This window comes from Pseudarthrobacter sp. B907 (assembly GCF_040137805.1).
In the GTDB taxonomy this organism is placed as follows: Bacteria; Actinomycetota; Actinomycetes; order Actinomycetales; family Micrococcaceae; genus Arthrobacter.
Genome location: NZ_JBEEQE010000009.1, coordinates 123,832 through 145,741 on the forward strand (window position 1 = coordinate 123,832; position 21,910 = coordinate 145,741).

The following is a 21,910-nucleotide window of genomic DNA, read 5'->3' on the forward strand; positions in this document are numbered from 1 at the left end:
CACATCGGCCATTACAGGTTCCTTTCTGTGCGCCCTTGCGGGGCTACAGACAGTCAACTCCTCTTCAGAGCCAAATAGTCGGTTCCTGATGGATTCTTAACGCCCGGAGGGACGACCTTGACGTTGCCTTAACGTGCCCGGAAAGTGGCAGGGATCCGGCAACAGGGGTCGGCGGGAAAGAGGGGCTGGGCCGCCGGGCATCGATTCAGGGCACAGAGGTCCCTGCGCGCATTGCGCGCCACGGCTGGGCGGCGGCGTTCAGCCGACGTGGACCCATGGCCGTCGGGTTACATCGGGTTCGGCTTCGCGGAGAACTTCGCGGGTGACGGGTGCGATCTCCCCTTCCCCGAACGCGAGGAAGCGCAGCAGGTTGGTGACGGGGTTTCCCTCGGTCCAGCGGAAGTAGATGTGCGGCATCAGGCCTGTGATGTCCCGAATGTGCAGCAAGACGGATGCGATGGTGTTCGGCACTACGGGTCCGTGGACTTCTAGGATCCGGTACCCGTGCCGGGTCACGCCCTTCACTTCGAGTTCTGTTTCGAAGTCGGAGGAATCGTCCACGATCACTTCCAGAAACAGCGCCTGTTGGTCCAAGGGCAGGTGGCTGACCTCAATGGCGGAGTCCAGTTTGTTCCGGTAAGCCTCCGCGGTGATTCGCAGGGGTTCGTGGGAGATGATGCCCAGGGGTCCGTCGAGCACCTCGGAGACAAACTCCAGTGCCTGCCGGTCCAAGTGGACATGTGTCGCGTGCAGTTCAAAGGACCGCCGGATTCGTGAAAGCAGCGAAATCACGATGATTCCGACGATAAAGAAAGCTGCGATCCGGATGCCTTCGGGTCGTTCAATGACGTTGGCTACGGTGGTGTAGATAAACACCACGGCGATCACGCCGAAACCGATTGTGCGCTTGTGCTGCTTTCCGCGCCGGGCGGAAAATGTCACCGCCACGGCGGCGGAGGTCATTAGAACCAAGACGCCGGTAGCGTAGGCACCGCCCTGGGCGTCGACGTCGGCGTTGAACAGCCAGGTGATCAAAAATCCGATGAGTGTGAACACCAGCACCAGGGGGCGGACGGCCCTGGCCCACCCCGGGGCCATGCCATAGCGGGGCAGGTACCGGGGCACGAGGTTCAGCAGCCCCGCCATTGCGGAGGCGCCGGCGAACCAAAGGATGGCGATGGTGCTGATGTCATAGACCGTGCCGAAGCCGGTGCCGAGATACTCGTGAGCAAGGAACGCCAGGGCTCGGCCATTGGCTTGGCCGCCCGGCTGGAACTCCCGCTCAGGTATCAAGATCACGGTGGTGAAACTGGTGGTAATGAGGAAGGCGCTCATGATAACGGCGGCGGTTGTAAGGAGCCGGCGGGCGCCATCGATCCGGCCGGCAGGACGCTCTTCAGTGTCACCCGGGCGGCCCTTGATCTGCGGCATCACGGCCACTCCGGTTTCGAATCCAGAGAGGCCCAGAGCCAGCTTGGGGAACACCAGCAGGGCGATGCCCACGACCATCAGCGGGTTGCCGTGGGACGTGGACAAGGCCTGCCACCAGTCCCCAACGGCGACCGGGTGGCCCATGACCTCGAGGATTGTAGTCACGACCACGATGACGTTCAGTCCAAGGTAGAGCCCCACCAGGACCACGGCAACGCCGATGGCCTCCTTGAATCCGCGCAGGAACACAGCGGCCAGCATGGCGAGCAGGAAGAGCGTGACTGGGATGTTCTGGCCCTGCAACCAGCCCGGTGTCAACGGGTTCTGAAGTGCGTGCGCGGTGGCATCGGCTGCGGATAGCGTCATGGTGATCATGAAGTCCGTGGCGGCGAAGCCGAGCAGGACCAGGACGAAGAGCTTTCCGCCCCAGCGCGGCATCAGCCGTTCCAGCATGGCGATGGACCCTTCGCCTCGGTGGCTTTCCCCGGCGACGCGGCGGTAGACCGGGAGGGCGCCAAGCAGAGTAACGGCTACGAGCACCATAGTCGCCAGCGGGGAGATCACGCCTGCGGCCAAAGCGGCGATGGCGGGCTGGTAACCGAGGGTGGAGAAGTAGTCGACGCCGGTGAGGCACATCACTTGCCACCATGGGTGCTTCTTCAGGTGCGAGTCGCCGACCGCACCGGGACCCTGATGGGCGCCCTTGGCATCCTGAAGACCGAACAGCAGCCAGCTCTTGAAGTTTTCACCGGCGCCCGGGCGTGCCGCCGAAGGATCCGCAGGTGGCCTGCTCATCGTGGTCATTCGGGCCTTTCCGCACGATGCCAGCCATCGCGTCCACTGCCGACAGTAACATCGGCCTCTCGCGTTGATCGCAGTCGTGCGTCGATCTTGACGGATCCTTAACGCCGGGTCGACGAAAGGCCGGGACCGCCGCTCGGAGAGGGAAATTCGTCAGGTTGACGCGTTCGAGGCCGGTATTTCAACGTAGAGGTTGAATCCCGCGAATTCCGGCAGGTACCAGTGCTTGCGGTGCCGCACAGGCCGGTAAACGTGTCCGAAGGGGTCCTGCACGCGGACATGCCTCGTCAGGTCCTGGTGTGCCAGCAAACGGTCGATGTCCTCCAGGCTGCTCGGGTGTGATGCGATGCCGTTCATCTCAAGAGACCACGAACCTGCGGCTGCCTCCGGTCCGTGCTCCAGGGTGACAGTTTCGAATACGGCCGACAACACCTGCTCCAGAGTGATGGGAAAAAAGCGCCGAAGCCGGTGGGACTCGGGGTGGGCATTCTGAGCGTCCAGCCATGCCTGGCGGAGCCAGTGGAACTCGACCGGTCCGAGTGAAGGCTCAAGAACCAGGTGACGGTCTGGAGCCAAGGCCAGTCTGTAGGCGCTGCCGTTGCGGTCGACGACGCACACGGCCTCCCCCACGTATTCAAACGCCGCCAAAAGATCCTGTTCTGACCGGTGAAAGGAAAAATCCCCGCCGTCATCGACGGCAATGAAATCCCGGGGTTCACCGACAGGATCCGGAGGGCCTGATATGACTGAGTGCTCGCGGGGCGGCGTATTCATTCTGGTTTCTCCTGCTGAGGATTGGACTGCGGCCACTGTGACGCAGCGTCCCCTTCCTCCATGACACCACGTCAGGGCCTCGCCGGAACCGACCTTAACGCTTTCCATACGCACGACGGCCCAAAGTTCGCGTAATCCTAACGTCCGCGACCCGGGGTTTCTCCGCATCCACTTGCCCGAAGCGGAGGGGACTAGCGCAATTCTCGACGGCGCACACCGGGCCCGGCGGCGGTCCGGGGAAGGTTACGCGGACACCACGGCTTTCGCCAGGATGGTCCCGCCGACGCCGGCCAGGACGGCGCCGGATCCTGCCGTGACCGCCCGGTGCACGCGGGGACGGGCCAGTACCGCGGAAACCCGCCGGATCGCCTGCACCAGCACGAGGTACCACACCAGCGCGGTGAGCAGGAAGATGCAGGCCATCAATGCGTGCTGCGCCAGGGGCGGCAGCGGGCCCAGATCGAACTGGGGGAAGAGGGACAGGTAGAACACGGCGACCTTGGGGTTGAGCAGATTGCTCACCACTCCCTGCAGGAAGGGCGAGCCGCCGCCGAACCGCGGCCGGGGTTCCGCCGCCTTCGGCTGGCTGCGGCGCGGCCCGAAGGCCTCCCGCAGGGCGCTGATCCCCAGGAAAAGCAGGTACGCGGCACCGGCGATCCGGACGGCGGTGCCCAGGATTTCCGATGCCGCGAGGAGCGCCGTCACACCGAGCACGGCAAGAAGGGCCAGGACCGTGTTGCCGACCATGATGCCGGCGGCAGTCGCCGCGGCGGATCCGGGGGCGCGGTGCGCGTTCTTCAGCACGAGGGCAAAATCGGGGCCGGGGACCACCACCACCACAACGCAGGTCAGCGTAAAGGCCAGGAGTTGTTCGACCATCAGGGCTGCTTCCGGAAGGAGTGGATCACGGTACGGGCCGGCTTTCGCCCGCCGCCATCACAGTGTAGCCGCGGCTGCCGGACCGGCGCGGCCCGGAAACACAACAGCCCCTCCGGAGAGTTGCTCCGGAGGGGCTGAGTGGTCTTCTAGGAGAAGTGTTCCGGCAGGCCGGGCCTTCCTGAAAGCTTAGAGCGGGCGGATGTTCTCAGCCTGCGGGCCCTTCGGACCCTGGGTGACGTCGAACTCGACCTTCTGGTTCTCGTCCAGCGAGCGGTAGCCGCTGGAAGCGATTGCCGAGTAGTGGGCGAAAACGTCGGCCGACCCGTCATCCGGGGCAATGAAGCCAAAACCCTTTTCGGCGTTGAACCATTTAACTGTGCCTGTAGCCATGCCTTTATCCTTCTGAAACGCTGCTGATCTCCGGGGGCCACGCAAGGCCAACGGCTGCGGAGACATTCGTCCGCTGTCCCCAACGTACGGGGCGCGGCGCCCCGGTGCAAGAGTCTGACTGCGGGAGTTAATCCCGGGCGGCGGCTATAGTCGGCTCACCATGTCAACAATCTCGGTGGTCATTCCCACCCGGAACGACGCCCGGCCCTTGGCGGTCTGCCTCGAGGCGCTCGCCCGGCAGAGCCGCCGCGCCGACGAGGTCATCGTGGTGGACTGGCTGGAACGCGTGGCGGCCATCCTTGAGCGCGCCGCTGTCCGCCGTGACCGGCCCCGGAGATTTCTACGGCGGGAGCCGCTTTGCGCGCTGGGTGGGCCGCAGCGTCTACATCGCGGGCTATTTCTGGGCGGTCGGGCTCCTGCTGGGGCACCCGCCGTTGTTCGGCTCCAACTTCGCCCTGCGGGCCGAGGTGTGGGAACGGATCCGCGGCGCCGTCCACCGGGGCCTGCCGCCGGTCCACGACGACCTCGACATCTCCTACCGGATCCCGCCCGAGGTGGCCGTGATCTGCGACCCGGCGCTGCGGGTGGGCGTCTCGGCCCGGCCGTTCCAGAGCTGGCACGCCGTCGGGCGCAGGCTGGCGATGGCGTGGACGACGTTCGGCGTCGAGTTCAGGTCCGAGCCGCCGCTGCGGCGGCGACGGCGACGGAGGCAGTGGGAACGCCGCCACCCCCGGTAGCGGCGGCTTCGCTGATAAGTGCTCAGCCGGCGTCGGCGTAGAGCGCGAGCAGGTCCCGGCTCATCTGGTGCGGGGAGGTCTCGCTGGGGCTGTGGCCGCCCCGGTAGACGGCGATCTTCGCGCCGATCGCCTGCGCGAAGCGGCGGTGCAGGGCCAGCGGCCAGAGGTCGTGTTCGCCGACGGCGACCAGCTTCGGCAGCGTTGCCGCGGCCAGGACCGGCCGGAGGTCCGGGGCGTGCTGCATCAGGGCGAAGATGTCGCTCACGGATTTCCGGCGGGTGAAGCCGAACCGGTAGCGCACAAAACGCATCCGGTTCGGCGCCACCTTGACCACGTTGCTTCGGATGCCCCAGATCATCAGGGCCGCGCCGACCCGGCCGCTGGCCCAACCGCTGAACCGCCCGATCCGCTGGACTCCGCGGAAGCTGTTCCCGGGTTCGGGCGGGCAGCTGAGCAGGGTCAGGCTGCGGAACAGTTCGGGCCGCTGCGCGAACGCGACCTGGGCAACGATCGCGGCGAAGGAGTATCCGACGACGTGCGCGGCGCCGTCGCCGGCCTCGAGCAGGGCGATCAGGTCGTCGGCGAAAAGCTGGTAGTCGTAGTGCTCCCTCGGCGGCTCGAGGTGTTCCGGCCCGGCGCCGGCCGACTCGTACTGGCCGGCGATGTCGCAGCTGAGCACAAAGTAGCCGGCGGCCGCGAGCCGGGGCAGCATCAGCGAGAAATCTTCCTTGGACCCGGTGGCCCCCGGGATCATCAGCACCCGCGGATTGGCCGGATCGCCCAGCGACAGGGTCGCGAGCGTGCCGCTCGGAGCCCGGAATTCGCCGCGGACGGCGCCGGGCGGCGGGTCGAACCAGTCGACGTCGGCCAGGGCGGCGTCCAGCCGGGCAGCCTCGTCGATGAGCCCGGACCCGAAGACCCCCGGGTCAGGCTCCGGTGGGCCCGGAAGATTGCGGCCTGTTGACGCCATGGACTAAACATAGACCCCGGCTCCGGCCCTTAGGCGCCCGCCACCCGGCGCACGAAGGCGTGCAGGCGGCGGTACACCTCCTGAGACTCGGGGTGGCGGGAGTCCTGCTGCCAGGTGTGCTCGGTATTAGCGGCGTCCCAGCCGTAGATCAGGGTGTCCACGGGCACCCCATGTGCCCTCAGGCGCTCGATGAAGTTGAGGTTGGCGGTGTGGAAGAAGTCGCGTTCCGAGGTGGTGACGAACACCGGCGGGAACCGGGCGTCGAGCCATTCGATGGGGGACAGGACTGCCGCCGCGGCGCGCAGTTCCGCCACTCGGCGGCGGCCGTGGCGGCCGGCAACCCGGGGCAGCAGCATCCTGACGAAGTCCAGGCTGAGCACGAAACCCTTGTCGAAGAACACGGAGAAGTCCACAACGCTGCAGTGCTGCACCAGGCCCCGCAGGCTCGAGCCCGGTGTCGCCGGCGTCAGGGCGTAGTGGCCGGCCAATTCCGGGCGGAAACTGGCCGCGGTCAGGAGGGCCGCGATCTGGCCGCCGGCGGAATCTCCGCCCAGGACAATTCGCGCCGGGTCGCCGCCGTAGTCCGCAATGTGTTCGCGGACCCAGGCCAGCGCCGCATTGGCGTCCTGGAGGACGTGGGCCATGTGGAAGCGCGGAGCCCGCCGGTAGTTCACGTTGACCGCCACCATTCCGCCCGCGGCCTGGCTCGCGCAGTACTTGGTCAGCGCTGCCTTGTCTCCCGAGGTCCAGCCCCCACCGTGGAAGTAGACGTAGACCGGCAGCGGACCGCTGTGTTCCGTGGCGCCGCCGGCCGGGGTGATCACGTCCAGGCGGTGGGCCCGGATACCGTCCCCGACGAAGTCGAGGTCGTGGAGGTAGTTGACGCCGGTCACCGGCTCGGCGTTAAAACGCTTGCGTTCACCGGGGCCCAGCGAATGCATCAGGGCCCGCCAGGCCCAGACCGGGACCCGGCGCAGGACGCTGCGTGCGCGGCGCGCCAAGCCGAAGGCGCCCACTGAGGGCTGGTGGGGTGGCCGGGGCGCCGGGGTCATGCTCCAATTCTAGCTGGCACGGTTGTGCTACGACGGTCAGGGCAGCCTGCCCTGACCGTCGCAGCACGGTGTTCAGTCGGGCAGCTCCCGCACGGTGCCGGCGGCGCCGTCCACGGTGACGCGCTGGCCGTTGTGCAGCCTGGTGGTGGCATCCGGCACGCCCACCACCGCCGGAATCCCGTACTCGCGGGCGACGACAGCCCCGTGCGAGATGACGCCGCCCATTTCCATCACCAGGGCGCCCGCCGTCATAAAGAGCGGGGTCCAGCCGGGGTCGGTCGAGGGTGCCACCAAAATTTCGCCGGGTTCAAGGCGGGCGCCCACCGGATCAAGGATGACCCGCACGGTGCCGGTGGCGGTGCCAGCCGAGGCGGGCGTCCCGGCCAGGGCGCCGATGGGCGGTGCCTTGGCCATGACCGCGGCCTCGACGTCGGTTCCGTCCGAGAGCAGCACCCGCGGGATGTGGCGGCGGCGCAGCTCGACGTCGTACAAGCGGCGGCGGCTCGAGACGAAGTCCTGCATCCGGGCGCCGCGCAGTCCTACCCGGAGCTCGGCGAAGTCCAGGAAAAACACGTCCTCCTTTGCCGCGACGACGCCGGCGCGCACCAGCTCCTCGCCGACCAGCAACAGCTGGCGGTGCATTTCGCCGAGGACCTTGACGATGTGGAACTTGGGCAGCTCACGCAGGCCGGACAGTTCCCGGACCCGGCGCAGGCACAGCTCGAGCGCCCGGGCCCGCCACCGGCCGCGGGCCCCGGCGCGCTCCACCAGGCTGCGGATCCTCTCCTCGGCATGCCCGGCGGCCCGCCGGAACTGCCGGTCCGGCGCCTGTTCCGGGTCCTCGACGCGCAGGTAATTGGAGATCATTCCGAGGATGTGGTCCGGCTCCTCCGACCAGCGCGGCATGCCCAGATCGATCTCGGCCACGGCCCGGTGGCCGTACCGGGCCAGGAAGTCCCGGACTCCGGCCTGCGCCGGCCCTGGAAGGGAGCCCGCGCGGTACGCCGCGGCGAGCCGGGCCGGGTCCTGCGCCAGGAAGACGTCCCGCGACACGGGGTCGGCGCCGATGCCCACCGCCAGTTGCCAGAGTTCCAGGTCCATCTCGGTGGTCACATTGTGCGGCAGCCCGCGCAGCACCGCCTCCAGCTCGCGCGGCGGGGCGATGCCGCGCAGCAGCCGCCGGGCGACGGCCAGCATGATGTACCCCACAGAGGGCCCGGGCAGGGTGGCGCGGATCAGCCCGTCGACGGTCCGGTTCGCGATCTGTTCGGCGTAGTCGAGCCGCTGCACGGTGCCGGCCGGCTCGGCCAGCACCAGCTCCGCTTCAAGGCGTTCGCCGTAAGCCTCGGCCCGGCGGAGTTCCGCCGCTGGCCGGACCGCGGCCTTAATGAGGGCCGGGATCAGGCCGAGGACCATGGCCAGGCTGGCACTTGCCTCGGTGCCGCGGGCCCGCGGGCCGCCGACGGGCCGGGCGGGCCGGGCGGGCCTGGGGCCGGTCTTCCGGGGGCGCTCCCTGAGTGCGAACCGCGGATCGGCCAGCAGTTCCGGAAATACCGCGGCCGATCGGCCGTCCGCCAGCGGGAGTATCCGCTCCAGGTAGCGGCGGCCCCACTTGTTTTGCACCACCGCCGTCAGGTCCACGTACATCCTCAGCCCGGGGTTTACGTAGCGCCAGAATCCCTTGCTGTTCCGCATCAGCCCGAGCGCCGCGAGCCCGATCGGTGTGATCGGGCGGGTCAGCCCCTGGAGCAGGGTTCCGCACAGGTAGACGCGGGTTCCACCGTCGGGATCCGGGTTGAGGGCGGACGGGTCGCCGGAGAACGGATCCGCCAGCGGGTACAGCGTGGTGATCGGCCGGGACTGCGTCAGCCAGGCCTTGCCCGCGGCGTCGAAAACCCACTCGATATCCTGCGGCGCGCCAAAGAGGCGCTGGACGGCGTCGCCGAGGCGGGCCAGCTCGGTGAGCTCGGCGTCCGCCAGGCTCCAGCCGCGTGCGGGATCGTCATCGCCCGGCACCCTGGCCAGGACCGTCGCCGTCGCGGTGTCCACGGTGAACTGGTCCGGATTCACTGCCCCGGACACAACGGCCTGGCCAGCCCCGGGGCTGGCATTGATCACCGTCTCGGTCCGTGTGCCGGTCACCGGGTTGGCGGTGAACATCACGCCCGCGGCGGCGGCGTCGACCATGATCTGGACGACGACGGCGAGCCCCACCTCGCGGTGGCTGATCCCGTTGGCGGACCGGTAGGCCACCGCCCGGTCGCTCCACAGCGACGCCCAGCAGCGGTGGACGGCGTCGATGACAGCGTCGGGGCCGACGACGCCGGTGTACGAATCCTGCTGGCCGGCGAAGCTGGCGAAGGGCAGGTCCTCGGCGGTGGCGGAGGAACGCACCGCAACAGCCGGCTCCGCCCCCAGGGCGGCGTAGGCGGAACGCACTGCCGCGTCGACGTCGGGCGGGACCGCCGCGGCGCGGATCAGCTCGCGGGCGCCGGCCGCCAAGGGGTCCAGCTCAGCGTGGCCCGGCTCCGGCTGGCCCGCCGTGGTTGCGGCGGTGTCGAGGCGGGCCGCCAGCGCGTCAAGCCCGTCCGGCGCCGCCCGCCGGTACGCCTCCGTGGTCAGGCAGAAGCCGCGCGGAACGGGGAAACCGGCGGCGGCCAGCTTCCCCAGGTTCAGGGCCTTGCCGCCGACAAGCGGCAGGGGAGCGGACCCGGTGCTGCCCAGCTCCAAGACAAGGCCCTCCAGCACACGGCCGCCGGGCACGTGGTCAACCCGTTCGGGGCACATGGCTCACCGCCTAGGCGGTCGCCGCGTCGCCGGCGTCCTCCCACTGGACGTCCAGGTTGCGGAACACCGGAGGGGAATCGCACAGGGCAGCCATCCGCGCCGCGAACTCCGAGGTTTCCGGCCGGCCCGAGTTCTCCATGGCCGACTCGTATGAATCGAATTCGACGATGGTGAGGTAGGTGCCGGGGCGGTCGCGGTCCGCGGTGTTCAGGATCCGGCGGAAGGTCGGGGCGGTGTCCCCCTCGGTCCGCGAGGGCCGGCCGAGCGCCTCGATCTCGTCGATGCGGGACGACTGGAATTCGATGATCTGCACAAACCTGGCCATGACGGCTCCTTGACGGCTGCGGGGTGCTGATGCGCATCACGCTAGACCTGCCGTCCCTGCTGTGCAAGACCGCGCGGCTAGGGGGTGAGCAGCACCTTGATGGCGCGCCGTTCGTCCATCGCCCGGTAGGCTTCCGGCGCCTCCTCCAGGGGCATCACGACGTCGAACACCCGTCCCGGGTTGATGCTGCCGTCGAGCACGTCGGCCAGCAGTTCCGGGATGTACGTCCGGGCCGGGGCCATCCCGCCGCCGATCGTGATGTTGGTGTCGAAGAGGTAGCGCACCGGAATTTCGGCACCGCCCGTGGGCACGCCCACAAAGCCCATGGCGCCGCCCGGGCGGACGCTGTGCAGGGCCTGCTCCATGGATTCCTTGGTGCCGACGCATTCCAGGACGGAATCGGCCAGCACCCCGCCGAGCAGTTCGCGGACCTTGGCGACGCCGTCCTCGCCGCGCTCGGCCACGATGTCCGTGGCGCCGAATTCTCGGGCGATCGCCTGCCGGTCGGCGTGCCGGGACATGGCGATGATCCGCTCCGCGCCGAGCCGCTTGGCTGCCAGGACGCCGCACAGGCCCACGGCCCCGTCGCCGACCACCACGACCGTCCGGCCGGGACCGGCCTTCGCGGCGAGGGCGGCGTGGTGGCCGGTGGCCATCACGTCGGAGAGGGTCAGGAGGCTGGCGCGCTGGGCGTCGTCGGGATCGGTGATGCCGGGGACCTTGACCAGGGTGGCGTCGGCGAGCGGGACCCGGACGGCCTGGCCCTGGCCGCCGTCGATCGCGTAACCGGCGTCGTCCTTGCCGCCCCAGCCGGCCAGGTGGTCGCAGGCGACGGTGACGCCGTTGAGGCACTGCGGGCACTTGCCGCAACTGACCACAAACGGCGCGATGACCAGGTCGCCGACGGCCAGTTCCGTCACGGCGTCGCCGACGCTTTCGACCAGGCCGATGAATTCATGGCCGATCGCGGAGGGCTTGTGCGTTGGCTTGACCCCGCGGTACGGCCACAGATCCGAGCCGCAGACGCAGGCGGCGGTGACCTTGACGACGGCGTCGGTGGGCTGCTGGACGGTGGGGTAGTCGCGGTCTTCGACGCGGATGTCGCCGGGTCCGTGGATGATGGTGGCGCGCATGGGGTCTCCTCGCCTGGTGGTGAATGGGGGTGGAATCGAGTCTAGCCCGGGCCCCGCGTCGTTTGTTTTAGACGGCTTCAAGCACGCTGACGTAGTTGGCGATGCCGACGCCGCCCATGTTCTGCACCGCGGCGCGGCGCGGGGTGGCCAGCTGCATGTCCCCGGCGGTACCGGTGAGCTGCATCGCCGCGATGACGTGCTGCGAGACGCCGGTGGCCCCCACCGGGTGGCCCTTGGCCTTGAGCCCGCCGGAGACGTTGATGGGCAGCTTGCCGTCCTTGAAGACCCAGCCTTCCTGGAGCGCGCGGGCGCCCTGGCCCGGCTCGGTCAGGCCCATGGCCTCGTACATCAGCAGTTCGGCGATGGTGAAGCAGTCATGCACTTCGGCGAAGTCCAGGTCCTCGAGTCCGAACCCCGCCATGCCAAGCGCGCGCTGCCAGGAGGCGCGGGTCGCGGCGAAGGCCGTGGGGTCGCGCCGGTCGGTCGGGAAGAAATCGTTCGCCTGGCCGAAACCGGCCAGCCGGACGGGGGCGGTGGCACCGCCGGTGGGTGAGGTGGACAGCACGACGGCGGCGGCGCCGTCGGAGACGGGCGAGCAGTCGGTGCGGCGCAGCGGGTCGGCGACCATGGGGTTCTTGTCCGAGACCGTCTGGCAGAACTCCTCGCCGAGGTCCTTGCGCAGCTGCGCGTAGGGGTTGTCCACGCCGTTGCGGTGGTTCTTGGCAGCGATGGTGCCCAGGACGTCGCCAAGCTTCCCGTTGGCGTCCCCGTAGCGCTTCCCGTAGTGCTTCGCGACCTCGGCGAAGAGGCCCGTGAAGCCGGTGGTGGAGGGCTTTCCGGCCATGTCGTAGTCCGCGCCGAGCAGGGCCGCGCCCACAACGTCGGCGCCGGCGTGGGTCATCTTCTCCGCGCCGATGACCAGGACGGTTTTCGCCGTGCCGGCCAGCAGCGACTTGGTGCCCTGCTGGAACGCCGCCGAGCCGGAGGCGCAGGCGTTCTCGACCCGGGTGGACGGGACGTTGGCCAGCTGCTCGGAGACCTGCAGGGCCAGCGAGGACGGGAACGCCAGCGGCATCATGCCGGAGTTGAACTGGCCGAGGTAGATTTCGTCGATCTGGCCGGGTTCGATCCCGGCGTTGCCGATCGCCTCCGTGGCGACCTGGACGATCAGGGATTCGAGGGTCTCGTCCGTGAGCTTGCCGAAGCGGCTGTGGCCCCAGCCGGTGAGCAGGACGTCTTTGCCGAACTGGTCTTTGAGGCTCACGCGGTGGCTCCTTCCAGGGCGGCGGAATCATTGTCGAGTTCGACGTCGAACTCCGCCTCGGTCTTCTCGCGGATCTCCTCCACCGTGACGCCGGGGGCGAGCCGGGTCAGCGTCAGCCGGCGGACGCCCGAGTCTTCGTTCTTCACCAGGTCAAGGACCGCGAGGTCGCTGATGATCCGGTCCACACAGCTCATCCCGGTCAGCGGCAGGGTGCATTCCTTGACGATCTTGGCGGTGCCGTCCTTGGCGTTGTGCTCGGTGAGGACCACAACGCGCGGGGTGCCGGCGACGAGGTCCATGGCGCCGCCCATGCCTTTGACCATCTTGCCGGGGATGGTCCAGTTGGCGAGGTCGCCGGCGCCGGAGACCTGCATGGCGCCGAGGATGGCGACCTTGACGTGGCCGCCGCGGATCATGCCGAAGGACGTGGCGGAGTCGAAGATGCTGCCGCCGGGCAGCACCGTGACGGTCTGCTTGCCGGCGTTGATCAGGTCCGCGTCCTCCTCGCCCTCGTAGGGGAACGGGCCCATGCCGAGCAGGCCGTTTTCGCTCTGCAGCACCACCCGCACGCCCTCGCGCAGGTTGTTGGCGACCAGCGTGGGGATGCCGATGCCGAGGTTGACGTAATCGCCGTCGTTGAGTTCTTCGGCCGCAATGGCGGCCATTTCATTCCGGGTCCAAGCCATGATGTTTCTCCTGAAAAAGTGTGGGGTGGCGGCGCTCAGGCCGGATCAGACGGCGACGGCGGCGGCGTCGGACGCTGCTGCCGCTTCGGTGCGGGGGCGGACCGTGCGCTGCTCGATGTCCTTGACCCGGTCGCTGGCCTGGACCAGGCGCTGGACGAAGACGCCCGGCGTGACGATGTGGTTCGGGTCCAGCTGGCCCGGCTCGACGATCACTTCGGCTTCCGCCACCGTGACGGCGCCGGCGGTGGCGACCACCGGGTTGAAGTTCTGCGCGGTGTAGCGGTAGATCAGGTTGCCGTCGGTGTCGGCGGTGTGCGCATGGACCAGGGCGACGTCGGCCTTGATGGCGCGCTCCTGGAGGTACGTTTCGCCGTCGAACTCCGCCAGCGGCTTTCCTTCGGCGACGAGGGTGCCCACGCCGGTCTTGGTGTAGAAGGCCGGGATGCCGGCGCCGCCGGCGCGGAGGCGCTCGGCGAGGGTGCCCTGCGGGGTGAACTCGACCTCCAGCTTGCCGGCGAGGTACTGCTCGGCGAAAAGCTTGTTCTCGCCCACGTAGGAGGCGATGACCTTGCGGACCTGGCCGGCCTCGATCAGTACACCGAGACCCTTGCCGTCGACGCCCATGTTGTTCGAGACCACGGTGAGGTCCTTGACGCCCGAATCGCGTACCGCCTCGATCAGGTCGGCCGGGATGCCGCTGAGTCCGAAGCCTCCGACGGCGAGCGTCATGCCGTCGCGCAGCACGTCCTGTAGCGCGGCGGCCGCGCTGGATTTCACTTTTGACATTTGCATCTCCTCATTGAGCTGTGGGTCGCCGGAGGGCTGCCCCGGGCCTGCTTCCGTGATCCACGTTGTGGACTGTTTGCCTGATGAAGGAGCCTATGGTGTGGCGTGGAGCACTGTCAACGCCGTAATTCGCCAAAATTGGGTGCGTTTTTACAGTGTGGACGGTAGACTGAACACTGTCCACAATATGGATGCCGGGCTGAATATCCAGGTGGATATTCAGCCGGATGGATCCGAGAAACCGCGAGGAAAATGATGACTGTCCCCGTGCAGGGCGCCCAGGTGGTGAGCCGGGTCGCGGCCCTGCTGAGGATCGTGGGCCGGAAGCCGGAAGGTTCCCCGCTCGTGGAGTTGGTCCGTGAATCCGGGCTGACCCGGCCCACCGCCCACCGGCTCCTCACGTCGCTGGCCGCCGAGGGCCTGCTGGACCAGGATGCGCACAGCGGCAACTGGGTGCTCGGCCCGGAGATCCTGTTGATGGGGTCGGTGGCGTCGGCGCGGTTCCCGCTGGAGGACATTGCCCGGCCCAGCCTGCGGCGGCTGGCCGAGCAAACCGGCGAGAGCGCGTTCTTCTCGATCCGCCGCGGCGCCGAGACGGTGTGCCTGCTCCGGGAGGAGGGCAGTTTCCCGGTGCGTTCCTTCGTGCTGCACGAGGGCGTCCGTTTCCCGCTGGGCGTTGCGTCCGCCGGCACCGCAATCATGGCGTTCCTGCCGGCGGTGGAGCAGGAGGAGCTGCTCTCCGACTGGGCCGCCCACGCCGGCAGCTTCGCCGCCGCCCACACCGAGGAGCTGGTCCGGTCGAACCTGGAAGCCACGCGGCAGGCGGGCTACGCGGTCAATCCGGGCCTGGTGCTGGAAGGCAGCTGGGGGATGGGCGCCGCCGTCTTTGACCAGCGCGGCCGGCCTGCCTGGGCGCTGTCCCTGACCGGAATCGAACCCCGCTTCCGGGCGGAGCGCCGCGACTACCTGGGGCGGTTGCTGATGGATGAGGCGCACCGGATCTCCCTGCAGCTCCAGGGCAGCTGAGCCGTCAGCGCCCCGGTACCCGGGATGTCTCGACAAACCGGCGCCCGCGGGCCACGATTGGAACTGCAGCCGCGGCTGCATGCGCAGACACTGCGCCTACTCCTTAGTCCGGGTGGCGCGTCTGGCCCAAAAAACTACTTCCCCGCCTTGATGCTGGGGGACTGGGAGCAGGAGAAGAGCGCGGCGGACGCAGTCCAGGCCGGAGCCAACCGGCGTCGCCAGCGGCGACGGCGGCGCACGTGACTAGCCGGTTTCCCGGCTGTTTGCCTCCAGCAAAGAAGGAATGAGTCTCATGACTCGCCAAACTGAAACACACCATGCGCCGCGTTTGCTGCGCCTCCTCATTGCCTTCGCCGCCGCCTTGGTGCTGCCGGCCGCCGTCAGCGGCGCCGCCAGCGCCGACGGCGGAAAATCCGCCAGAACGTGGACGGTCCAGGTTGGGTCTGAATCCTCAGACCAGGCCATCCAAGGCATGGCCTTCCTGCCCGAAAACATCTACGTTAACGCGGGTGACAAGGTCACCTGGCGGGCCAACGCCGCTGAAATCCACACCGTGACGTTCCTCGCCGAGGGCCAATCCCTGGAATCCACCCAGCCCTTCAACCCCGCGGTTCCGGAGGACGTCAACCAGGTAGGCGGCAAGGACTATGACGGCCACTCGTATTACAACTCCGGCGTGATGACCAATGTGTCTAACAGCGGGTTCAATCAAGTCAAGAAGTACACCCTGGCGTTCCCGAACGAGGGCGACTTCACGTACTACTGCCTGGTCCACGGCATGGCCATGAAAGGCACGGTCCATGTCCGGGCAGCGGGCACCGAGTACCCGTACCGGCAGTCGCAGTACGACCACCAGGCGGAGAAGCAGGAACGGGCCATCCTGCGCGACGGACACCGGCAGTGGGACGCCGCCCGGGACCGGACGGACAAGCACACCGTGATCGCCGGAACGGATAACGGCACCTCGATGGTGATGCGTTTCATCCATCAGAAGATCGAAATCAAGGTGGGGGAGTCGGTGACGTTCGTCAACGACGGCATGGGGGCCCCGCACACCATCACGTTCGGCAAGGAACCCGCCAATTTCTTTGCACCGCTCGGTGACCCGACCCAATTCAGCGGAGGCGACCTGAACTCCGGAATCCTGCCGCCGGGGACGAGCTTCAAGGTGACGTTCACGAAGGCCGGCGAATTCGACTACATCTGCGCCCTGCACGACTTCATGGGCATGAAGGGAACGGTGGAAGTCCGGAAGTGACCGGTCGGCGCACCGTCCAGGGCCGAGCCGCTAACGGCGGGTTACTGCTTCCACCAGGTGTCAAAGATGGTGACCGGGACGGTGCGCTTATGCCGGGTCCGCAGGTATTTCTGCTCGATCAACGCGGCCGCGGCGTCGGGGACGTCGCGGCCCTCGAGGTAGTCATCGATGGTGTCGTAGCTCAGGCCCAGTTCATCCTCGTCGGTGCGGCCGGGCTTGTGGTCCAGCAGGTCCGCGGTCGGCACCTTTTCCCAGACCCGCGCCGGGGCGCCGAGTTCCGCGAGCAGGGCCCGGTTCTGCCGCTTGTTGAGGCCGAACAGCGGGAGGATGTCCGCCCCGCCGTCGCCGAACTTGGTGAAGAACCCGGTCACGGACTCGGCGCCGTGGTCGGTGCCGATCACCAGGTAGTTGTGTTCCCCGGCCAGCGCGTACTGGGCGATCATGCGCGTCCGGGCCTTCGTGTTGCCCTTGTGGAAGTCGGAGATCCCGTTGCCCACGGTCTTCTCGAACTCGTCCTCGAAGCCGTCCACCGCGGCGGAGATGTTGAAGGTCCACTCGGTCTTGGCGCGGACAAAGTCCAGGGCCGCCTGGGCATCGTCCTCATCGTGCTGCACGCCGTAGGGAAGCCTCACGGCCACGAAGTTGGCCTCCACGCCCTCGGCGTCGAGCTCCTCGACGGCCAGCTGGGCCAGCCGGCCGGCGAGTGAGGAATCCAGGCCGCCGGAGATGCCCAGGACAAAGCCCTTGGTGTGACTGGCCTTGAGGTATTCCTTGAGGAACGTGACGCGTTTGCGCACCTCCCCGGCGGGGTCAATCCGGGGCTGCACGCCCATTTCTTCGATGATCTTCGCCTGGAGTTCACGCATGCCTCACAGCCTAGCCAGCAGTGTCAATCGGGCTCAACTGTTGCCCCGCGCCGGTCCGACGCGAAAAGGCCGCCCGCGGACACAGCGGCCGGCGCAGCGGGTGGGCATCGAGAAGACCGGATGCGCGGTGGCGGGCGGCGGCCCGGCCGGTCACAACTGCCGGGGCGACGGGCCGGTGGAACCGCGCACCGTCAGGTGGGTTGGCATGACGGCGAGCCGCCGCTTCGTTCCCCCCTGGAGCGGGTTGAGCTGGGACAGCAGCATCGAAACTGCCACCCTGGCGGCCTGCTCGATCGGTGACGCAATGGTAGTCAGAGGCGGGTTGCAGAAATCCGCTCCAAAGATGTCGTCGCAGCCAATGATGCTCATGTCGTCGGGGACGCGCATCCCGCGCTCGCGGAGCCGCTGCAGCATGCCGATGGCCAGGAGGTCGTTGAAGACAATGCACGCCGTGGCGCCCGTGTGCACCGCGGCGTCGGCCGCCGCGGCACCGGAAGTCAGCTTGGGTGCGAACGGCCCGACCCGAGAGGTCGCCAGTCCGCGCACCCGGGTTTCGTCCTCGAAGGCTTTCCAGCGCATGGCGTTGGACCAGGAGCTGGCCGGACCGCCTACGAAGCAAATGTTGGTATGGCCGAGTGAGGCCAGGTGTTCCAGGGCCTGGACAATTGCCGACGGCGTGTCGATCACCACGGTCGGCGCATTCGCGGACGCGCGGTTGATGGTGACGATGGCGTGGTGCGCGGAGGCTTCGGCCAACTGAGCGTCCGTGAGCCGGGACGCGGCCAGGATGTAGCCATCCGCGGAGCGCTGCATCTTGTGCAGGGCGTCCTCTTCCATCTCGGGTGACTCTTCGGTGTCAACCAGGAGCTGGGTGTACCCGGCAGCGCGCAGCTCATATTGTGTTCCCCGGATGATGTCGAAGAAGAAAGGGTTGGTGACGTCCGGGACCAGCAGGGCGACGACCTGCGTGCGCCCGGAGCTCAGCCCGCGGGCCTGCGAGCTTGGCACGTAGTTGAGCTCGGCGGCCACCAGTTCGATCTTCCGCCGCGTCACCGGGTTGACCCTGTCGGGGTTTGACAGCGCCCGGGACACCGTCGATGTTGCCACGCCCGCCCGTTCCGCCACGTCTCGAATAGTTGGCGGCCGGGTGGGCGGCGGGATCTGCGGGTCTGCCAAGGTGTGGCCTTTCCTGAAGTGCAGGGATTTTGCGCGTGCTGCGTGCTGCGTGCTGCGGGCTGTTGCTTGCTCCGTTAATTGCAACATTTTTGGCAATATTTGGCAATCGCTTGCCGCGCCAGAATTGCCGGCCGTAGACTCAACGCCGACGACCCATGTGACTCAGGCCACTCCCTGTGGCTGATGGGTATCCAAGGAGGAAACAATGAGGTTTGCATCTTCAGTCAAGTTCGCGGCCGTGGTTTCGGCGGCGGCGCTGGCCTTGACGGCTTGCGGTTCAGGAACGGCGGATTCCGCCAGCAGCGGCGGAGCCGTGGACGGGAAAGGCAAGAAGCTGAGCGTCCTGGTCAACGTCAGCAGCCAGTATCCCGAGCAGCAGAAGCAATGGTTCAGCGACATCGCTGCCAAATTCAAGGCCGAGACCGGTGCAGACCTGGCATTCGAAACCTTCGCGTCCGGCAACGACGAACTGACCCGCATTCAGACCTCTGTGGTGTCCGGTCAAGGGCCGGACGTCTACAGCCTGGGAACCACCTTCACTCCCACCGCCTACGCCACCAAGGCTTTCGTGACCCTGACCGAGGATGACTGGAAGAAGGTCGGGGGCAGGGACAGGTTCAACCAGGCGGCCCTGGGCATCTCCGGTCCGGATGCCGACCACCAGGCCGGCATCCCGTTCGTGAGCCGCCCGTTCGTCATGGCGTACAACAAGGAACTCCTGGCCGCGGCTGGCATCGACAAGCCGGCCTCGTCCTGGGACGAACTCGCCGCACAAGCAAAGAAGCTAAGCAATCCCAGTTCCGGGACGTTCGGCATTGCCACCGGCTACAAGGACAACTTTGACCCGTGGAAGTTCATCTGGGCCATGTCTGTCCAGGCTGGAAACCCGCTGGTGGACGGCAAGAATCTCAAGCTCGATGACCCGGCGGTCAAAAACGCCTATGAGACCTACTTCGGCTGGCTCACGAAAGACAAGGTGGTTGACCCGAACGCCGTGGGTTGGAGCAACAGCAACGCGCTCGCGGCCTTCGCGAGCGGCAAAGCCGGTTACTTGATGATGACCACTTCAAGTTCGCTGCCCACCCTGGAAAAGTCCGCAGTGGCCGGCAAATACGCATACTCGCTCATGCCCACCACGGCTCCCGGGGAAACCGCACCCAAGGGAGACGGTGAAAAGGCTGCCAGCATCCTGTCCGGGGACAACGTGGTGGTGGCCGACTACTCGAAGCAGAAGGACCTCGCCTTCGCCTACATCAAGCTCATTACCTCTAAGGACGAACAGCTTAACTACCAGAAGATTTTCGGCGACCTGCCTGCGAATGCGGACGCCTTGAAGTCGCTGACGAATCCCCAGCTGCAGCCCATCGCGGCTGCCGCCGCCAAGTCCAAGGCGACGCCGTTTACCGGCGCGTGGGGTGACATCCAACTGGCGCTGCTCAACGTCACCGTCCAGTCGATTCCCGAGTTGTCGAAGGGCTCGGTGGACACGGCCGCGCTCGAGACCCGACTCAAGGACGCACAGTCCAAGGGCCAGGCCTCCCTTGACCGGGCTTCGAAGTCTTAAGGGGATCCGGCATGTCCACATATTCTTTCAAAGCGCCAGGGGGTGGGTCCGGCAAGCTCGCCGTCGCCCGCCCCCAGGGCGCCACGGAAGCCGTGGCTGGGGCCAATGAACTGGCCGCGGCCGCCGGTGTGGCCTCGGAGGGGGCGCCGGTCCCGGCCGGCCCCCCGCCGGGCCTGCCGGCCAGGAGCGAGGGCCGCAAAAGCCTGAGCGAACGCAACCGGCCGCTTTGGATGCTCATTCCCGGCGGGACTCTGATGATCATCATCATTGTGGTTCCGCTGCTCCTTGGGATCTTCATTTCGGGGCTGGATCTGGACCAGTACAGCCTGCGCAAATGGGTCAGCTCGCCGTTTATCGGGGTGCAAAACTTCGTCGAGGCGCTGACATCCTCGCCGTTGCTGCACTCTGTTTGGCTGAGCATCAGCTACTCACTCATCGCCATGGTGGTCACGTTGCCGCTTGGCATCGCTGCGGCCGTCGCCACCCAGAATGCCTTCAAAGGCAGAGCCCTGGTGCGTTCGATCTTCCTCATCCCCTACGTCCTGCCGGCCTTCGTCGTCGCGACAGTCTGGCGGACGATGCTGCAGCCGGGCGGCGTGGTGAACTCCGCCCTGGCGAATTTCGGCATCGACGCCGGGTTGTGGCTAAACGGACCCCAGACCTACTGGACCCTGGTTCTCGTGCAGATCTGGGCCTCGTGGCCGTTCATCTACCTGCTGGCGCTCTCGGGGCTGCAAGCCGTAGACCATGAGGTCCACGAAGCGTCCGCCCTGGACGGGGCCCTCTGGTGGAACAAGCTACGGTATGTCGTGTTTCCCTACCTCAAGGGCCCGCTGTCGCTGGCGTTCCTGATCGGTATGCTGCACCACATTAACAACTTCACACTGCCCTTCGTCCTTTTCGGCGTGCCCGCCCCGTCCGACGTCGAAGTCCTACCGATCCTGACCTACGTCACGAGCTTCCAAAGCTTTCGTTTCGGGCTGAGCGCGGCCATGGCGTTTGTCTCCCTGGTCTTGATCGCCATTCCCCTGTTCGTCTACCTTCGCGCCGTCAAACTTGACGACGACACCCCGGGAGGCACCAAGTGAGCGCCACCGCCACCTCCGTCCGCCGATCCGCCGAGACAGCCTTCCGCCCCGGATCGAAACGCCAAAGCGAAGTGACGCGGCTCCTGCCCGGACCGCTGCTGGTCATTATTCTGGTCTTCCTCTGCGCAGTGGTGCTGCTGCCGGTGCTGTATATCTTCCTGGCGTCCGTGAATTCCGACGTCGGGGTGGCCTCGGGTGAATTCTGGCCCTCAAGCTTCTCCTTGGAGAATTACTCCAAGATCTGGTCCAGCGTGGGACTTGCCACCGGCCTTAGCAACAGCGTCCTGGTGGCGGGCACCACGGCCGTGGTGTCGGCGGCAATGTCGGTGTCGACAGCTTTCGTGCTGGTCCGGTACCAGTTCCGGGGCCGGCTAACGGTCCTCCGTGGGCTGCTCGCCCTGCAGTCCGTCCCCGGGACGCTGATGGTCCTGCCGGTGTTCGTCCTGTTTTCGTCGGCGGCCAGCTACCTCGGGATTCAGGTGATCGGTACCCAGTGGGGTCTCTTCATCACTTACTTGACGTTCGCCATGCCGTTCTCCACGTGGGTGATGGTCACCTACCTGCGCGGGTTGCCCAGGGAGCTTGAGGAAGCGGCCCGGATCGACGGGGCCAGTAACTTGGGCGTCCTGGTGCGGATCGTCCTGCCGTTGAGCTGGCCGGGCATTGTGGTCTCCGGCATCTTTGCTTTCCTGCTCGGCTGGAACGACGTGCTCTTCGCGTCCGTCATGACGCGGCCCGAAAGCCAGACTGCCGCCGTCGCGCTCCAGATCTTTGGGGCTTCCCAGGAGGGTGGCGCCATTCCGATGTACGGCCAGATGATGGCCGCATCCCTGGTCTGCGCCGCGCCCGTGGTCATTCTGTACCTGATTTTCCAACGTTACCTAGTTGGCGGCCTGACCGCCGGAGGAGTGAAGTAG

Annotated in this window: 20 protein-coding genes and 1 pseudogene; 7 read left to right on the forward strand and 14 right to left on the reverse strand. The window is 67.3% G+C overall.

What is annotated here, in order from left to right; genetic code table 11:
• Nucleotides 1-258: 258 nt before the first annotated feature.
• From ABLI39_RS10070 to ABLI39_RS10085, 4 genes are all read right to left on the reverse strand, one after another.
• Nucleotides 259-2,235 (reverse strand): APC family permease, encoded by a 1,977-nt coding sequence (locus ABLI39_RS10070; protein WP_349413279.1) that lies wholly within the window; start codon nucleotides 2,233-2,235, stop codon nucleotides 259-261.
• Nucleotides 2,236-2,385: 150 nt separating this feature from the next.
• On the reverse strand, nucleotides 2,386-3,006 hold the full coding sequence (locus tag ABLI39_RS10075; RefSeq protein WP_349413280.1) for a hypothetical protein: 621 nt from the start codon (nucleotides 3,004-3,006) through the stop codon (nucleotides 2,386-2,388).
• A gap of 243 nt (nucleotides 3,007-3,249) precedes the next feature.
• Complete coding sequence (locus ABLI39_RS10080) at nucleotides 3,250-3,885, reverse strand: LysE family translocator (protein WP_349413281.1); 636 nt, start codon at nucleotides 3,883-3,885, stop codon at nucleotides 3,250-3,252.
• 186 nt (nucleotides 3,886-4,071) lie between these two features.
• Nucleotides 4,072-4,275, reverse strand: a complete 204-nt coding sequence (locus tag ABLI39_RS10085; RefSeq protein ID WP_013599688.1) for a cold-shock protein — start codon at nucleotides 4,273-4,275, stop codon at nucleotides 4,072-4,074.
• A 160-nt stretch (nucleotides 4,276-4,435) separates the two neighbouring features.
• On the opposite strand from ABLI39_RS10085, the pseudogene ABLI39_RS10090 reads away from it, so the two are divergent.
• Both ABLI39_RS10090 and ABLI39_RS10095 read left to right on the forward strand, forming a co-directional pair.
• A pseudogene (locus ABLI39_RS10090) lies at nucleotides 4,436-4,501 on the forward strand (hypothetical protein); the annotation flags it as partial.
• 73 nt (nucleotides 4,502-4,574) lie between these two features.
• Nucleotides 4,575-5,012, forward strand: a complete 438-nt coding sequence (locus tag ABLI39_RS10095) for a hypothetical protein (RefSeq protein ID WP_349413308.1) — start codon at nucleotides 4,575-4,577, stop codon at nucleotides 5,010-5,012.
• 22 nt (nucleotides 5,013-5,034) lie between these two features.
• On the opposite strand, the gene ABLI39_RS10100 is transcribed toward ABLI39_RS10095, so the two are convergent.
• The 8 genes from ABLI39_RS10100 to ABLI39_RS10135 all read right to left on the reverse strand — a co-directional run bounded on the left by ABLI39_RS10100 (nucleotide 5,035) and on the right by ABLI39_RS10135 (nucleotide 14,015).
• Nucleotides 5,035-5,982 (reverse strand): alpha/beta fold hydrolase, encoded by a 948-nt coding sequence (locus ABLI39_RS10100; protein ID WP_349413282.1) that lies wholly within the window; start codon nucleotides 5,980-5,982, stop codon nucleotides 5,035-5,037.
• 29 nt (nucleotides 5,983-6,011) lie between these two features.
• Nucleotides 6,012-7,034, reverse strand: coding sequence for an alpha/beta hydrolase (locus ABLI39_RS10105; RefSeq protein WP_349413283.1), 1,023 nt, complete (start codon nucleotides 7,032-7,034; stop codon nucleotides 6,012-6,014).
• 72 nt (nucleotides 7,035-7,106) lie between these two features.
• Complete coding sequence (locus tag ABLI39_RS10110; protein ID WP_349413284.1) at nucleotides 7,107-9,821, reverse strand: PEP/pyruvate-binding domain-containing protein; 2,715 nt, start codon at nucleotides 9,819-9,821, stop codon at nucleotides 7,107-7,109.
• A 10-nt stretch (nucleotides 9,822-9,831) separates the two neighbouring features.
• On the reverse strand, nucleotides 9,832-10,146 hold the full coding sequence (locus tag ABLI39_RS10115; RefSeq protein WP_146335934.1) for a hypothetical protein: 315 nt from the start codon (nucleotides 10,144-10,146) through the stop codon (nucleotides 9,832-9,834).
• Between the two features lie 77 nt (nucleotides 10,147-10,223).
• Nucleotides 10,224-11,279 (reverse strand): zinc-dependent alcohol dehydrogenase family protein, encoded by a 1,056-nt coding sequence (locus ABLI39_RS10120; RefSeq protein ID WP_349413285.1) that lies wholly within the window; start codon nucleotides 11,277-11,279, stop codon nucleotides 10,224-10,226.
• Nucleotides 11,280-11,346: 67 nt separating this feature from the next.
• Nucleotides 11,347-12,543: an acetyl-CoA acetyltransferase gene (locus tag ABLI39_RS10125; RefSeq protein WP_349413286.1), complete on the reverse strand. Its 1,197-nt coding sequence runs from the start codon at nucleotides 12,541-12,543 to the stop codon at nucleotides 11,347-11,349.
• Entirely contained in the window at nucleotides 12,540-13,229 is a 690-nt protein-coding gene (locus ABLI39_RS10130) for a CoA transferase subunit B (RefSeq protein WP_349413287.1), read from the reverse strand. The genes ABLI39_RS10125 and ABLI39_RS10130 overlap by 4 nt, the downstream gene beginning before the upstream one ends.
• Nucleotides 13,230-13,274: 45 nt before the next feature.
• A complete protein-coding gene (locus ABLI39_RS10135; protein WP_349413288.1) occupies nucleotides 13,275-14,015 on the reverse strand; it encodes a CoA transferase subunit A in 741 nt (246 codons plus the stop codon).
• 252 nt (nucleotides 14,016-14,267) lie between these two features.
• Here ABLI39_RS10135 and ABLI39_RS10140 point away from each other — a divergent pair, with 252 nt between their 5' ends.
• Both ABLI39_RS10140 and ABLI39_RS10145 read left to right on the forward strand, forming a co-directional pair.
• Entirely contained in the window at nucleotides 14,268-15,041 is a 774-nt protein-coding gene (locus ABLI39_RS10140; RefSeq protein WP_349413289.1) for an IclR family transcriptional regulator, read from the forward strand.
• Between the two features lie 292 nt (nucleotides 15,042-15,333).
• Nucleotides 15,334-16,299: a plastocyanin/azurin family copper-binding protein gene (locus tag ABLI39_RS10145; protein WP_349413290.1), complete on the forward strand. Its 966-nt coding sequence runs from the start codon at nucleotides 15,334-15,336 to the stop codon at nucleotides 16,297-16,299.
• Between the two features lie 41 nt (nucleotides 16,300-16,340).
• On the opposite strand, the gene nadE is transcribed toward ABLI39_RS10145, so the two are convergent.
• Both nadE and ABLI39_RS10155 read right to left on the reverse strand, forming a co-directional pair.
• Nucleotides 16,341-17,165: an NAD(+) synthase gene (nadE, locus tag ABLI39_RS10150; RefSeq protein WP_349413291.1), complete on the reverse strand. Its 825-nt coding sequence runs from the start codon at nucleotides 17,163-17,165 to the stop codon at nucleotides 16,341-16,343.
• Between the two features lie 150 nt (nucleotides 17,166-17,315).
• Nucleotides 17,316-18,290 (reverse strand): LacI family DNA-binding transcriptional regulator, encoded by a 975-nt coding sequence (locus ABLI39_RS10155; protein WP_502935218.1) that lies wholly within the window; start codon nucleotides 18,288-18,290, stop codon nucleotides 17,316-17,318.
• A 256-nt stretch (nucleotides 18,291-18,546) separates the two neighbouring features.
• Here ABLI39_RS10155 and ABLI39_RS10160 point away from each other — a divergent pair, with 256 nt between their 5' ends.
• Genes ABLI39_RS10160 through ABLI39_RS10170 form a run of 3 tightly spaced genes read left to right on the forward strand, consistent with a single transcriptional unit; the run spans nucleotide 18,547 to nucleotide 21,910 of the window.
• Entirely contained in the window at nucleotides 18,547-19,905 is a 1,359-nt protein-coding gene (locus tag ABLI39_RS10160; RefSeq protein WP_349413292.1) for an ABC transporter substrate-binding protein, read from the forward strand.
• Between the two features lie 11 nt (nucleotides 19,906-19,916).
• Nucleotides 19,917-20,993, forward strand: coding sequence for a carbohydrate ABC transporter permease (locus tag ABLI39_RS10165; RefSeq protein WP_349413293.1), 1,077 nt, complete (start codon nucleotides 19,917-19,919; stop codon nucleotides 20,991-20,993).
• Entirely contained in the window at nucleotides 20,990-21,910 is a 921-nt protein-coding gene (locus ABLI39_RS10170) for a carbohydrate ABC transporter permease (RefSeq protein ID WP_349413294.1), read from the forward strand. The genes ABLI39_RS10165 and ABLI39_RS10170 overlap by 4 nt, the downstream gene beginning before the upstream one ends.